14 protein-coding genes are annotated in these 13,683 nt (G+C 63.6%); all 14 read right to left on the bottom strand.

Translation table 11 applies throughout. The features are described from left to right. Nucleotides 1-6: 6 nt before the first annotated feature. Nucleotides 7-1,101: an amino acid ABC transporter permease gene (locus PG897_RS06805; RefSeq protein WP_126882321.1), complete on the bottom strand. Its 1,095-nt coding sequence runs from the start codon at nucleotides 1,099-1,101 to the stop codon at nucleotides 7-9. 9 nt (nucleotides 1,102-1,110) lie between these two features. Further along, entirely contained in the window at nucleotides 1,111-2,298 is a 1,188-nt protein-coding gene (locus tag PG897_RS06800; protein WP_236660892.1) for an amino acid ABC transporter permease, read from the bottom strand. A gap of 61 nt (nucleotides 2,299-2,359) precedes the next feature. Beyond that, entirely contained in the window at nucleotides 2,360-3,379 is a 1,020-nt protein-coding gene (locus PG897_RS06795) for an amino acid ABC transporter substrate-binding protein (protein WP_005298555.1), read from the bottom strand. Between the two features lie 461 nt (nucleotides 3,380-3,840). After that, nucleotides 3,841-4,167: a DUF2845 domain-containing protein gene (locus PG897_RS06790; protein WP_005298553.1), complete on the bottom strand. Its 327-nt coding sequence runs from the start codon at nucleotides 4,165-4,167 to the stop codon at nucleotides 3,841-3,843. Further along, nucleotides 4,164-5,177 (bottom strand): ABC transporter permease, encoded by a 1,014-nt coding sequence (locus PG897_RS06785; protein ID WP_270828798.1) that lies wholly within the window; start codon nucleotides 5,175-5,177, stop codon nucleotides 4,164-4,166. The genes PG897_RS06790 and PG897_RS06785 overlap by 4 nt, the downstream gene beginning before the upstream one ends. A 73-nt stretch (nucleotides 5,178-5,250) precedes the next feature. Next, complete coding sequence (locus PG897_RS06780) at nucleotides 5,251-6,132, bottom strand: ABC transporter ATP-binding protein (protein WP_095593188.1); 882 nt, start codon at nucleotides 6,130-6,132, stop codon at nucleotides 5,251-5,253. A gap of 129 nt (nucleotides 6,133-6,261) precedes the next feature. Then, entirely contained in the window at nucleotides 6,262-6,873 is a 612-nt protein-coding gene (locus PG897_RS06775; RefSeq protein ID WP_005298548.1) for an FKBP-type peptidyl-prolyl cis-trans isomerase, read from the bottom strand. A gap of 199 nt (nucleotides 6,874-7,072) precedes the next feature. After that, nucleotides 7,073-7,798, bottom strand: a complete 726-nt coding sequence (locus tag PG897_RS06770; protein ID WP_017765750.1) for a copper homeostasis protein CutC — start codon at nucleotides 7,796-7,798, stop codon at nucleotides 7,073-7,075. A gap of 42 nt (nucleotides 7,799-7,840) precedes the next feature. Further along, nucleotides 7,841-8,743 (bottom strand): ROK family protein, encoded by a 903-nt coding sequence (locus PG897_RS06765; protein ID WP_201880438.1) that lies wholly within the window; start codon nucleotides 8,741-8,743, stop codon nucleotides 7,841-7,843. Nucleotides 8,744-8,852: 109 nt separating this feature from the next. Then, nucleotides 8,853-9,359, bottom strand: coding sequence for a GNAT family N-acetyltransferase (locus PG897_RS06760; protein WP_201880435.1), 507 nt, complete (start codon nucleotides 9,357-9,359; stop codon nucleotides 8,853-8,855). Continuing rightward, nucleotides 9,347-10,153, bottom strand: a complete 807-nt coding sequence (locus PG897_RS06755; RefSeq protein ID WP_017780627.1) for a M48 family metallopeptidase — start codon at nucleotides 10,151-10,153, stop codon at nucleotides 9,347-9,349. The genes PG897_RS06760 and PG897_RS06755 overlap by 13 nt, the downstream gene beginning before the upstream one ends. 149 nt (nucleotides 10,154-10,302) lie before the next feature. Continuing rightward, nucleotides 10,303-11,277: a PstS family phosphate ABC transporter substrate-binding protein gene (locus PG897_RS06750; protein WP_005298532.1), complete on the bottom strand. Its 975-nt coding sequence runs from the start codon at nucleotides 11,275-11,277 to the stop codon at nucleotides 10,303-10,305. Between the two features lie 377 nt (nucleotides 11,278-11,654). Beyond that, nucleotides 11,655-12,950 carry a phosphate regulon sensor histidine kinase PhoR gene (gene phoR, locus PG897_RS06745; RefSeq protein WP_005298529.1) on the bottom strand — a complete coding sequence of 432 codons (1,296 nt, stop codon included), beginning with the start codon at nucleotides 12,948-12,950 and terminating at the stop codon, nucleotides 11,655-11,657. A gap of 9 nt (nucleotides 12,951-12,959) precedes the next feature. Beyond that, nucleotides 12,960-13,649, bottom strand: coding sequence for a phosphate regulon transcriptional regulator PhoB (phoB, locus tag PG897_RS06740; protein ID WP_005298527.1), 690 nt, complete (start codon nucleotides 13,647-13,649; stop codon nucleotides 12,960-12,962). Nucleotides 13,650-13,683: the final 34 nt, after the last annotated feature.

Here is a 13,683-nt window from a genome sequence, read left to right as displayed (position 1 = left end):
CTACTCCTAATGCTTGTGGCCCGTGTTGAGTTTGCGCTCCAGATAGATGGAGTAGCGGGACATGCCAAAACAGAACATCCAGAAGATCATGGCGATAAAGACATACGCCTCGGTGGAATACCCCAGCCAGGCCGGATCCGCCAGCGCCACCTTGGAAATGGCCAGCAGATCGAACAGCCCGATGATCAGCACCAGGCTGGTGTCCTTGAACAGGGAGATAAAGGTGTTCACCAGCGAGGGGATGGTGATCTTGAGGGCCTGCGGCATGATGATGAGCCCCATCACCTTCCAGTAGGAGAGCCCCAGGGCCTCCCCCGCCTCGTATTGCCCCTTGGGGATCGCCTGCAGCCCGCCTCTCACCACCTCGGCCACATAGGCCGCCTGGAACAGTATGATGCCGATGAGCGCCCGCAGCAGCTTGTCGAGCTCCACCTCGGTACTCATGAACAGCGGCAGCATGACTGACGCCATGAAGAGCACGGTGATGAGCGGCACCGCCCGCCAGAACTCGATGTAGACGGTGCAGAGGCTGGCGATGACCGGCATGTGGGAGCGACGCCCCAGCGCCAGCAGGATGCCGAACGGCAGCGCAACCACTATGCCCACCACCGCCAGCACCAGGGTCAGCATCAACCCGCCCCAGCGGTTCGTCTCCACCACCTCGAGCCCAGCCCCGCCATGGATGAGGAAGAAGGCGATGACAGGAAACACCAGCAGGGTGAACAGCGCCAGCCACCCCTTGCGCGGGGTCTTGGGCCAGATGAGTAGGGCCAGCAACACTGCCAGGCCGGCGAAGGTCAGGTTGATGCGCCAGTACTGATCGGCCGGGTAGAAGCCATAGAGGTACTGCCCCAGCCGGCTCTCGATGAAGATCCAGCAGGCGCCGCCCTGGCCGCAGGCCTCGCGGCTGCTCCCCTGCCAGGTGGCGGAGAACAACGCCCAGTCCAGGGCAGACCAGATCAGCGGCAGCAGCAGATAAGCCAGCGCCAGGGTCAGCAAGCCGTTCCACCAGTTGGGAAACAGATTCTGCCTGAGCCAGGCGACCAGGCCCCGGCGATGGTTGGGAGGTGGCAGGGCCTCCTGCAATTCGTTCACGAACATGACTGCTCCCTAGCGCTCAACCAGCGTCATTCTGCGGTTGTAGATGTTCATCAGCAGCGAGGTGGTGATACTGATGACGAGATAGACCCCCATGGTCATGGCAATGACCTCGATGGCCTGCCCGGTCTGGTTGAGGGTGGTGCCCATGAACACAGACACCAGATCCGGATAGCCGATGGCCGTGGCCAGCGAGGAGTTCTTGGTGAGGTTCAGATACTGGCTGGTCAAGGGGGGGATGATGACCCGCATCGCCTGGGGAATGATCACTAGCCGCAGCGTCTTGGCGGGTGAGAGCCCGAGGGCGGAGGCCGCCTCCGTCTGCCCCTTGCTGATGGCCAGAATGCCGGAGCGCACTATCTCCGCGATAAACGCCGCCGTGTAGATGGTCAGCGCCAGCAGCAGGGCCGCGAGCTCGGGCAAGACCGTCAGACCGCCCCGGAAGTTGAACCCCTGCAGGGCTGGCACGCTCCAGCTGAGCGGGCTGCCCGCCAGCAAGAAGGCAGCGCCCGGCAGCAGAATGACCAGGGCAGCCACGCTGCGCCAGAACGGGAATATCCTGCCGGTCAGGGCCTGGCGACGCCGTGCCCAGCGGCTCAGCCCCCAACTCAGCACCACGGCGATCAGCAATGCCCAGAGCACGTAGCCGAATCCCTCTTCGAACAGGGGCTTGGGCAGATAGAAGCCCCGCACGTTGAGGAAGGCGAGCCCCCCCAGATCCACGCTCTGGCGCGGAGATGGCAGGGTGCGCAGCACCGAGAAGTACCAGAAGAAGATCTGCAGCAGCAGCGGGATGTTGCGAAACGTCTCTATATAGACGGTCGCTATCTTGGCCACCAGCCAGTTGCGCGACAGGCGCGCCACCCCGAGCATGAAACCGAGCAGGGTGGCAAACAGGATGCCGAGCACGGAGACCAGCAGGGTATTGAGCAGCCCCACCAGAAAGGTACGGCCGAAAGTATAGGTCTCGTCATAGGGGATCAGGCTCTGCAGAATGCCAAAGCCCGCCGTGTTGCCCAGAAAATCGAAGCCTGTGGTGATGCCACGGGTGGCCAGATTGGTCAGGGCATTGTGGATGATGTAGAACAGGAAGCCGACCACGACCGCGATGGCCAGGCACTGGAAGATCAATGCCCGCACCTTGGCGTCATACCACCAGCGGCCCTGTTCCTTCCTATGGTTTGATGCGTGTAACGCCATGAGGATGACTCCGACAAAGCCAGGGGAAATGGGGGGCCTCGGCCCCCCGATGGTTGTCGACTCAGCGGATGGGCGGCGCGTACATCAGGCCACCCTTGTTCCAGAGCGCATTGATGCCGCGCTCGATCTTGAGGGGGGAGCCGGCACCGACGTTGCGATCGAAGGATTCGCCATAGTTGCCGACCTGCTTGACGATGTTGTAGGCCCACTTGTCATCCAGCCCCAGCACCGACCCCTTGGGCTCTTCCAGCCCCAGCAGACGACGGATATCCGGGTTGGTGGACTTGAGCATCTCGTCCACGTTGGCACTGGTGACCCCGGCCTCCTCGGCGTTGAGCATGGCGTTCAGGCTCCAACGCACCACCTTGAACCACTGATCGTCACCCTGGCGCACGGCAGGCCCCAGCGGCTCCTTGGAGATCACCTCAGGCAGCACCATGGCCTCCGCCGGCTTGCTGAGCTTGATCTTGAGGGCATAGAGCTGGGACTGATCCGAGGTCAGCACGTCGCAGCGGCCCGCCTCAAAGCCCTTGACGGTCTGATCCGAGGTATCGAACACCACAGGGGTATATTTCATGCCGCCATTGGCGCGGAAATAGTCCGCCAGGTTGAGCTCTGTGGTGGTGCCAGACTGGATGCAGACGGCGGCACCGTCGAGCTCCTTGGCGCTCTTCACCCCGAGGGACTGCTTGATCAGAAAGCCCTGACCATCGTAGTAGTTCACCCCGGCAAAGGTCAGGCCCAGCGACCCGTCCCGGGTCAGGGTCCAGGTGGTATTGCGCGACAGCAGATCCACCTCGCCGGACTGCAGGGCGGTGAAACGCTCCTTGGCTGTGAGGGAGACATACTTCACCTTGCCGGCATCCCCCAGCACGGCCGCGGCCACGGCGCGGCACACGTCCACGTCCAGACCGGTCCAGGTGCCCTTGGCGTCCGGATTGGAAAAGCCAGGCAGGCCATCACCCACCCCGCACTGCACGAATCCCTTCTTCTTGACGGCATCCAGGGTGCCGTCTGCCCATGCATTGGCTGCCACCAGCGACAGCACCATCACCATACCTGCCTTGTGTATCTGCTTCATCTCACGCTTCCCTGTGGTTTGATTCAAATAGGCACCAGAACCTGGCAAGATGCCTTCGTTTCCCTGCTTTTTCACAGCTTATCGAGCGGCTCAAAAACCTGTCAATCGGTGCAAGCCGGCCCAACCTTGGTGCAGCAGCACAAAATAGGTCAACGGGCCGATATGCACTCTTAGAATTAAAAATAGACCCTTATTCGCAAAATGGCCTACGGTTCCAAGCCCCCGATAACGTGAGGATTATTTTTCGCAAAAAATCGGGCGCACCGGATTGGGGCAGAAAAACGCGCTGACAACGCATTTATCGGGCGCGTTTTGCTACCAACAGGGCCCGTTATTGGGGGGAATGAACCAATACCGGGCAACCGGAAGAGAGGGATGAAAGGTGGGAACGGGGGCGTAAACACCGGAAAGAGACCGGAGCCACACCACCGCACTCGGCGCGCAGCATCCGGTCGGCAGGATCAATTGCCGCGCGGGCCGTTTTCGATGTCGGTGACCACCCCGTTGCGCACGGTGACGAAACGCATGAACTCGTTCTTGCCGAAGTTGTAGGTCCAGCGCTCCCCATACTTCACCTGCACCAGGTTGCCGAACTGGTTCTCCTCGTTGCGGGTCAGCTCCTCGCGCAGCATGGGCTCGCCGCACTTGATCAGCATCTCGGCGGTGCTGTCCCCTTCGGTGATCAGTGCATTCTTGCAGCGCATGGCGCCGGCACTGGCCGGCAGACTCAGCAGCAGGGCCAGCAGGGTTCCGCCAACCAGCGGCAGTGACTTCATCGATAGCTTCATCTGTGACTCCATTTGAACAGGGTGCTGCCCAGGGTGATGCAGCAGAGCGTAAACAGCAGGACCCAGCCCAGTGGCGCCGCCACCTCGGCCCAGCCTGCCCCTTCCAGCATGACGGCGCGGGCCGCCGCGATGATCTGGCTGAGCGGCAGCCAGGCCGCCAGCTGCTGCAGCCAGGCTGGAGCCCCTTCCAGCGAGAACCAGACGCCGGAGAGGAACATCATCGGCATGCTGATGACGTTGAGCAGCCCGCTCGCCAGCTCCTCGTTCTGGATGCGGGCCGCCACCAGCAGGCCGAGGGAGGCCATGGACGCCCCACCCAGCAGGGCGATCAACAGCAGCAGCCAGCCCGAGCCGAGCAGCGGCACCCCGAGCAGAAAGTAGGCCACCAGAAACACCAGCAGGCTCACCACCAGGGTGATCAGGATGCGCGACAGCAGCTGGGCGCAGAGAAACTCCGCGGCCGAGAGCGGGGTGGCCCCAAGCCGCTTGAGCACCCCGTTCTTGCGGTAACGGACGATGACGAAGCCCACCCCGAACAGGCCGGAGAACATCAGGTTCATGCCGATCACCCCGGGCAGCAGCCAGTCACCGTAGCGAATGGCGCGCCCGCTCAGGGTTTCCCGCACCAGTTGCACCGGCACGGCCTGGCGCAGCAGGTACTCGGCCATGGCGCCCTGGGGAGCATCCGGGTTGATCCAGTAACGGCTCGTGCCGGGCGAGAGCAGCAGATCCAGCTGGTGGTGGCGCACCTTGAGCCGGCCCTTCTCCTCCTCGTCATAGGGAATGATCTTGAGCAGCGGCACGGCGCGCAGCGGGGCATAGGCTGCGGGCAGTTCCCCCACCACGCCCATCTGCACCAGCGGCTTGGGCGGGCCGGAGAAGATGAGGGTGAACCCCAGTACCAGCAGCAGCGGAAAGGCCAGATTCCAGATCAGCGCGGCCCGATCCCGCACGAACTCCAGGTTGCGGGCATAGAAGAGCGCCCCGATGCGCTTGAGAGATCCCGTCATCTGGTGCTCCTTGGGCTGGCAAGCTGAAGCGATATGCCGGCAGGCGCCGCTGCGGGATGCCACGGGGCCGCGTTCATGCGCCACTCCGCAGGCTGTGGCCGGTCAGATGGAGGAAGAGATCCTCCAGATTGGGGGAGCGCACCTGCATGCCGGTCAGCGGCACGCCCAGGCTCAGCAGCCGTGGTAGCAAGTTCGCCACGTCGGGGCAGCTCAGCTCCACCTGCTCGCCCAGCGGGCGCAGGGGATAACCGAGGCTGGCGAGGGCCGGGTGAGCCGCCAGGCGCACCAGCACACCCTCAAAGTGTTGGGCCAGCAGGGCGACCGGAGTATCCAGGCTGAGCAGATGGCCGTGATCGACGATGGCAATCTGATCGCACAGCTGCTGGGCCTCGTCCATGTAGTGGGTGGTGAGCACCACCGTCTTGCCCTGCGCCTTGATCGCCTCGATGCGCTGCCAGAAGTGGTGGCGGGCCTGGGGATCGAGCCCCGTGGTGGGCTCGTCCAGAAACAGCAGCTCGGGGTCGCCGAGCAGCGCCAAGGCCAGCAGCAGCCGTTGCCGCTGACCGCCGGAGAGCTTGCGACTGTCCCGATCGATGAATTCCCCCAAGGCGCACAGTTCGATGAGCTGGGCCTGGGGCAAGGGGGCCGGGTAGAGACTGGCAAACAGTCGCAGGGTGTCGCGCACCGTCAGGAAATCCTGCAGCGCCGTGTGCTGGAACTGGATGCCGATGCGGGAGCGGTAGTCGGGGCCGCGTGGGGCGCCGTGGAACAGGATCTGACCGCTGTCCGGGGTGAGGATCCCCTCCAGCAGTTCGATGGTGGTGGTCTTGCCCGCCCCGTTCGGGCCGAGCAGGCCGAAACAGCTGCCGGCAGGAATGGCAAAGCTGAGCCCGTCCACCGCCTTGACGCCGGGGAAGTGCTTGACGAGATCGACGACTTCAATGATGGCAGCCATGGGCGCTCTCCCAGCAGGAGCCATGACTATATCCAAAAGCGCAGGCGCTGCCCATGCCCCGCCGTGCGCGGCGCAAAAAAACAGACGGCGACCCGAGGGTCGCCGTCTGTATCAATCAAGCCAGCCGGATCACAGGATGTCCAGCAGCTCCACTTCGAATACCAGGGCGGAGTACGGCGGGATGGAACCGGCACCGCGTGCGCCGTAGGCCAGATCCTGCGGAATGTAGAGCTTCCACTTGGAGCCAACCGGCATCAGTTGCAGCGCTTCTACCCAGCCGGCGATCACGCCAGTTACCGGGAATTCAGCAGGCTGGCCGCGGGCGACGGAGCTGTCGAACACACCACCGTGGGTGAAGGTACCATGGTAGTGCACGCGCACGGACTGACCGGCTACCGGTACGGCACCGTTGCCTTCCACCAGCACTTCGTACTGCAGACCGGACTCGGTGGTCTTCACTTCGGCGCGCTTGGCGTTGTCGGCCAGGAAGGCTTCGCCTTCGGCGGCGGCAGCCTTGGCAACGGCTTCCTGCTCTTCCTGCATGCGGGCGGTGATGACCTGGAAGGCATCGTTGATATCGTCACGGCTGACCGCGAACTCCAGACCATTCAGGGCATCTGCCAGACCTTGCTGCAGGGCCGGGATATCCAGACCGGCGAAGGCTTGCTGCGCCAGTTGATCACCCATGTTGCGGCCGATGCCATAGCTGGCCTTCTGTTCGATAGAGTCGTATTGGGACATTGAGAAGTTGCTCCGGGTCCTGAGGGTAAAAGAGACGGGATAATATCAGACTTTTGCGCCGGGTGCTGCCGGCCTGTCCCCGGTTTTGCCCCCAGGTGGGAGGTGCCTCACATCAGCCCCCTCATCCCCGGCCCTTCTCCCGCCAGGGGAGAAGGGAGCAAAACAGAGCACCATCACCCCTGCTCACATTCAAACCGTATCAGGCCCTGTCCAGCAGAGCCCGCACCGCCGCCACCTTGGCGCCGTCGGTGATATTGACCCGGCCATCGTCCGAGGTGCCCATGTTGACGCCATGGGGCACCATGCCGCCGCGCCAGCCCATGCCGGACATGTGCACTTCGTTCACCCCGGTAAACTCGATGATGGTGCGCACGTTGTCGGCATTGACCCCGGCGCCGGGCATCAGGCTGGCGCGCCCCGCCAGCGCCTGCTGCATCGCCTGCAGGGTCTCAAGCCCCGCCAGCGCAGTCGGTGCATGGCCCGAGCTCAGAATGCGCTCGCAGCCGGCGGCAACTATGGTCTCCAAGTCGAGGCGCCAGTCGGAGGAGAGGTCGATGGCGCGGTGGAAGGTGACGCCAAGGGGCCCCGCCGCCTCCACCAGCTGGCCGAGTCTGGCGGCAGGCACCCGTCCCTCCTCGTCCAGCAGACCGACCACCACCCCTTGCAGGCCGGCGGCACGGGCCGCTGCGATATCCTGCAGCATCATCTCGAACTCCCCCTCGCCAAAGCAGAAGTCGCCGGCCCGGGGCCGGATCATGGCGTAGACGGGAATGGTGGCGTGGCGCGCCGCCAGTTGCATGAAGCCATAGGAGGGGGTCAGACCGCCCAGCCCCAGCGCAGAGCAGAGCTCGATGCGATCGGCGCCAGCCGCCTGGGCGGTAAACAGGGATTCCAGGTTGTCGATACAGATTTCAAGAGAGGTCATGATGGACTCCTTTATTGGGGAGATCAGACCCCGAATCTGATCTCATAAATTGAGCAAGGCGGCCCCGCGCACCCCGCCGGCGCCGCCGAAGCGGGCCTCGCGGATCTCGGGCAGGGCGACCCCGGGCAGCAGATGGCCAGGCAGGCGCAGCGGCAACTGCTCATAGAGCGCGGGCAGGCCGCTCAGGCCGCCCCCCAGCACCACCACGTCGGGGTCGACCACCGAGATGGCGGTGGCAAGCCCGGCGGCCATGATTTCGAGCCAGCAGTCGACCGTGGCCACCGCATGGGGCTCGTGCGCCTCGAAGCGCCCCACTATCTGGTGGCCGCTGGCACGCTGGCCGTGAAAGTGATGGTAGAGCCGCTCCAGCCCGGTGCCGGACGCATAAGTTTCAAAACAGACCAGACGGCCGCAGCCGCAACGGGGACGAGGCAGGTCGGGGTACTTCATCAGCATGGTGGCCGGCAGCGGGTAGTGGCCTATCTCCCCCGCCAGCCAGTTGCGGCCCTGGATCAGCTTGTCCGCCAGATAGACGGCGCCGCCGATGCCGGTACCTATGGTGACGCCGAGGGCGCTGTCGGCCCCCGCCGCCGCCCCCTGATGTACCTCGGACCAGAGGAAGCAGTTGGCATCGTTGTCCACCTTGACCGGTCTGCCCAGCAGTTCGGCCAGATCGGCGCCCAGGTGGCGACCATTGATGGAAGGCAGATTGGCCGCCACTATGCTGTGGTCGTGCCGGTTGAGAATGCCGGGAAAGCCGATGCCCACCGCACCGCGCGCGCCAAAACGGGCATCCGCCTGCTCGACCCGCTCGCGAATGAGCTGATGCAGCCCCTGATAGTCATTGCCGGGAGTGCTCATGCGCTCCTCGTGGCAGAGATTCAAGGCGCCGTCATAGACGGCAAACGCTATCTTGGTGCCACCAATATCAAAGCCGTAATACATGCCACACTCCCTTGTCGGTGAGCCGCCTCACCTCAGCCTGTCCAAAGGGGGACATTGTATTAATTCGCAAAAAAAATAAAGTGACCGAGGGCGAAAAACGGGAGAGAGATCAAAGCAAACGAAACATTTGTCGCTGCAGGCAGGGCTGGCCGAGGCTCATCAGGGTGCGCTCCTGACCATCGAAGACGAAGCCGCGGCGCAGATAAAACCCCTCACCTATGTGGTTGCCATCGAGCAGCCACAATCTGACGCCCTCACAGCCTGCGCGCCGCATCTGCATCGCCACCGCCTGCCACAGCCGCTTGCCGTGGCCCTGGCGCCAGTGGTCGGGATGCAGGTAAAAGGCACGGATCCAGGCGGTGGGGTACTCCCCCGCCAGCTCCGGCTGCCAGTAGAGCAGGCCGATGACCACCTCGTCCTGGCACAGCAGCATGGGCCTTGGGCCCGTCTCCGCCAGCCGGCGCTGCCAGATCTGCAGGTGCTCGGTGACCGCCAGCTGGGCCAGCATGTCGGTACCGAGCACGCCGCCATATGCGGCGAGCCAGCTGGCCCGCTGCATCACCGTCATGGCGGCGGCGTCATCGGACCGCGCCATGCGCAGGCTTATGCCTTGCATTGGGGCACCAGTCCGGAGGCGCGGGCCTGCTGATAGAGCGGCACGGCCTCAGCCTGCTGGGCCTGCAGCTCGGCGATCCGGCTCTCGTTGCTGGGGTGGGTGGAGAGCAGCTGGGGCGGCGCATTGCCGCCCGCGGCCGCGCTCATGTTCTGCCAGAGCGGAATGGCTTCGGCCGGATTGAAACCGGCGCGGGCCATCAGATCCAGCCCCAGCCTGTCCGCCTCGCTCTCCTGCTCGCGGCCATAGGGCAGCATGACGCCGACCTCGACCCCGAGCCCCAGTGCCGCCATGGTGGCGCCGCGGTATTCGCTGCTGCCCATGGCGATGTCGGCCGCCGCCAGCCCAAGGCCGGTCAGCTGGCTGCGGGAGAGCCGCTCGTTGGAGTGCTGGGCCAGCACGTGGGTCAGCTCGTGGCCGATGACGGTGGCGAGCTGATCCTGATTCTTGGCCACCTTGAGCAGGCCGGTGTAGACCCCGATCTTGCCGCCGGGCAGGGCGAAGGCGTTCACCTGCTTGGAGTCAAACACCACCACTTCCCAGTTGGTGATGCCGTAGCTGGCGGGCACCTGGGCGGTCACCGCCTTGGCGACGCAGGAGACATAGGCGTTCACTCTGGCATCCTTGCTCACCTTCTCCTGCTTCTTCATCTGCTCGAAGGAGTCAGCCCCCAGCTTGCTCATCTGCTGGGGTGAGAACAGCAGCATCTGGCTGCGACCGGTGGGAGACTGGGCACAGCTGGCGAGCAGGGTCGTACAGAGTGCCGCCAGGCCAAGCTTGAACAAGGGAGATGTCATGGAGGTGTCCTTCACCATAAAGATGCCCTATTTTCGGAAATGCGGGCGTCCGGTGCAAGTCGACAAATCACCCGGTCCGGCGAAAGCGGTCACAGCCGGCCCAAAAAGAAAACGGGCCCCGCGGGGCCCGTCTGGCAGAGGAAACCGGCTTACATGATGCCCAGTTTCTTCAAGTCGGCTTCGACCACCTTGGCCGGTACCGGTACGTAGCCATCTTTGGCGACGATGTTCTGGCCCGCCTTGGAGAGCACCATCTTCAGGAACTCTTGCTCCATCGGGGAGAGCGGCTTGTTCGGGTGCTTGTTCACGTAGACGTACAGGAAGCGCGACAGAGGATACTTGCCGGTGATGGCGTTGTCGGAGGTCGCTTCGATGAAGGTCTTGCCATCCTTGGAGAGCGGTACTGCGCGCACGCCGGAGGTGACGTAACCGATGCCGGAGTAGCCGATACCGTTCAGGGAGGAGGAGACCGACTGCACCACGGAGGCAGAGCCCGGCTGCTCGTTCACGCCGCTCTTGAAGTCGCCGTTGCACAGGGCGTGTTCTTTGAAGTAGCCGTAGGTGCCGGAGACGGAGTTGCGACCGAACAGTTGCAGATCCTTGCCAGACCAGGAGCCGTCCAGACCCAGGTCGGCCCACTTGGTGGCCGCCTTGGCTTCACCGCACTTGAGGGTGCTGGAGAAGATGGCATCCAGTTGCTGCATGGACAGGCCCTTGATGGGGTTGTCCTTGTTGACGAACACCGCCAGGGCATCGACCGCGACGCGGATGGCGGTCGGCTTGTAACCGTAGCGCTTCTCGAACGCCTCTTCCTCGCCGGACTTCATGGCGCGGCTCATGGGGCCAAACTGGGCGACGCCTTCGGTCAGCGCGGTCGGCGCGGTAGAGGAGCCGGCGGCCTGGATCTGCACGTTGACGTTGGGGTACATGCGCTTAAATTCTTCGGCCCACAGGGTCATCATGTTGGCCAGGGTGTCCGAGCCGACAGAGGACAGGTTGCCCGAGATGCCGCTGGTCGGAGTGTAATCCGGCAGATTTTTATCCACACCGGCAGCCAGGGCGCTGACGGAAAACAGGGTTGCTGCGGTGAATCCGATTACACCAGCCAGTTTGTTGAGTTTCATCCAATCTCTCCAAGGTTGCAGAACGCAGTCCATCAAAACACGGGTTAACTTGGCTCAGTGCCAGTCATCCGACCGGGGCGCTGAGTGTCATTCCCTGCCCTCTTTGGCCCGACTCCGGGGCGGTGGAAGGCAGTCATCAATCTGAGGCCGAAACGTGGTGGCATCCCGAGTGGGGCGATCGGCCGGTCGCGTTTCATTCTCTCCCTGCGCCGCACTGGCACAGGTCCGTTCTCAAGACGGCGCCAGTATCTGACCTGGCAGTGACAAATTTATGGATTTAATGTGACACTTTAATGACATGGCGAGGCTTTTGACCAAATGAAAAAAGGGCCGCCATCGCCGCCCTCTTTTCATCGCTAACCCATTGCTTGAAATGCTTATTTCAACACCACCATGCGAGCGGGGATGAGGAAGCTGAAACGGCTGCCAAGGCCGACCCGACTCTCGATGTCGAGCTGGCAGTCGTGGTGACTCAGGGCATGCTTGACGATGGCAAGGCCGAGCCCGGAGCCGCCGGTGTGGCGCGAGCGCGCCTTGTCGACCCGGTAGAACCGCTCGGTGAGCCGCGCCAGGTGCTCGGGCGGGATCCCCTCCCCCTCGTCCTGCACCGCAAACAGCGCCATCGTCCCCTGCTTGCGCCACTCCACCGTGATCTTGCGCCCCGCCGGGGTGTAGTGGATAGCGTTGTAAACCAGGTTGGAGACGGCGCTGCGCAGCTGATCCTGATCGCCGCGCACCAGCAGATTGGGCTGCACCATGAACTCGATCTGGTGGGCCCGCTCGCCGGAGAGCGCCCGCGCCTCCTGCTCCAGCAGCCCCAGCATGGCGGGCATGTCCACCAGATGGGAGAGATCCACGGTGGGCGCCGCCTCGATGCGCGACAGGGTGAGCAGCTGATTGACCAGGTTGTCCATGCGGATGGTCTGCTCCATCATCACCCTGTGCGCCTTGGCCCACATGGCGGGCGGCGGCGGCTCCTCGGTCATCTCCAGATAGCCCTTGAGCACGGTGAGCGGGGTGCGCAGCTCGTGGGAGACGTTGGAGACGAAGTGCTTGCGGGTCTTCTCCAGACTGCGCAGCCGAGTCACGTCCCGCACCACCAGCATGGCCTGATCCTCGGCGTAGGGCATGATGCGAAACTCGAGAAACTTCTCCTCGTTGATGGGCGAGGTCATCTCGAACGGTTCGTCGTACTCCCCCTTGCCGAGGTAGGCGCCGAAGGCGGGGTTGCGAATCAGGTTGCCGATGTGCTGACCGGCATCTTCCGGCCAGCGAAAGCCGAGCAGCTGCTCCGCCAGCCGGTTGCACCAGAGGATGCTGCCGTCGGTGCGAAACACCACGGCCGCATCGGGCAGTGCCTCGGCCCCTTCCCGAAAGCGGCGGATCAGACCCGCCAGCTCGCGGCGGCGGGCCCGGTGGCGCTGCTGCAGCTTGTAGATGCCGTTGAAGATGTACTCCCAGCTGCCGCTGCCGTTGGGAGGCACCAGGCTGCGATCGTGCCACAGCCAGTCTGACAGCCGCTTCTGGAAACGGTAGTGCCAGCCCAGGTGCATGACGGTAGCCAGCAACAGACACAGGGCCAGGCTCTCCGTCAGCCAGCCGACCAAGACGAAGGGCGCATAGAAGAATGCCATTCGCCACAACTGGCGCCGCCAGGCGTATGGTTGCAACATAAGTGCCTCTTAGAGACGGGTTGAGAAGCGATAGCCCGCGCCGCGCACCGTCTGGATCAAGCGATCATGCCCCGTCTCCTCAATGGCCTTGCGCAGGCGACGGATATGCACATCCACGGTTCTGTCCTCGACGTACACATTGGTACCCCAGACGTTGTTGAGCAGCTGCTCGCGGCTGTAGACCCGCTCCGGGTGGGTCATGAAGAAGTGCAGCAGCTTGAATTCGGTCGGCCCCATGTCGAGGGCCTTCTCCTCGGCGCTGACCCGGTGGGAGACAGGGTCCAGCTTGAGCCCCTGCACCTCGATCACCTCGTCCACCGAGGTGGGAGAGACGCGACGCATCACCGCATGCAGGCGGGCGGTCAGCTCCTTGGGGGAGAACGGCTTGGTGATGTAGTCATCGGCCCCCGCCTCCAGCCCGCGCACCTTGTCCTCTTCCTCGCCGCGAGCGGTCAGCATCACCACCGGGATCTGGCGGGTCACCTCATCCTGCTTGAGCTGCTTGATGAACTGGATGCCGCTGCCGCCTGGCATCATCCAGTCCAGCACGATGAGTTCGGGGTAGGGTTCGCGCACCTTCGCCAATCCGTCGGCAAAATCTTCAGCTTCTACTGTTTCATATCCCTTCTGCTCGAGCACGAAGCAGAGCATTTCGCGGATCGGTGCTTCGTCCTCGACCACCAGAATTCGCTTAGCCATATCCCTTCTCTCTCCTCTGTGAAGATGGGTGCGC

Source organism: Aeromonas sp. QDB20, assembly GCF_027707805.1.
Lineage (GTDB): Bacteria > Pseudomonadota > Gammaproteobacteria > Enterobacterales > Aeromonadaceae > Aeromonas > Aeromonas dhakensis.
This window is presented reverse-complemented; position numbering and strand designations above follow the sequence as displayed.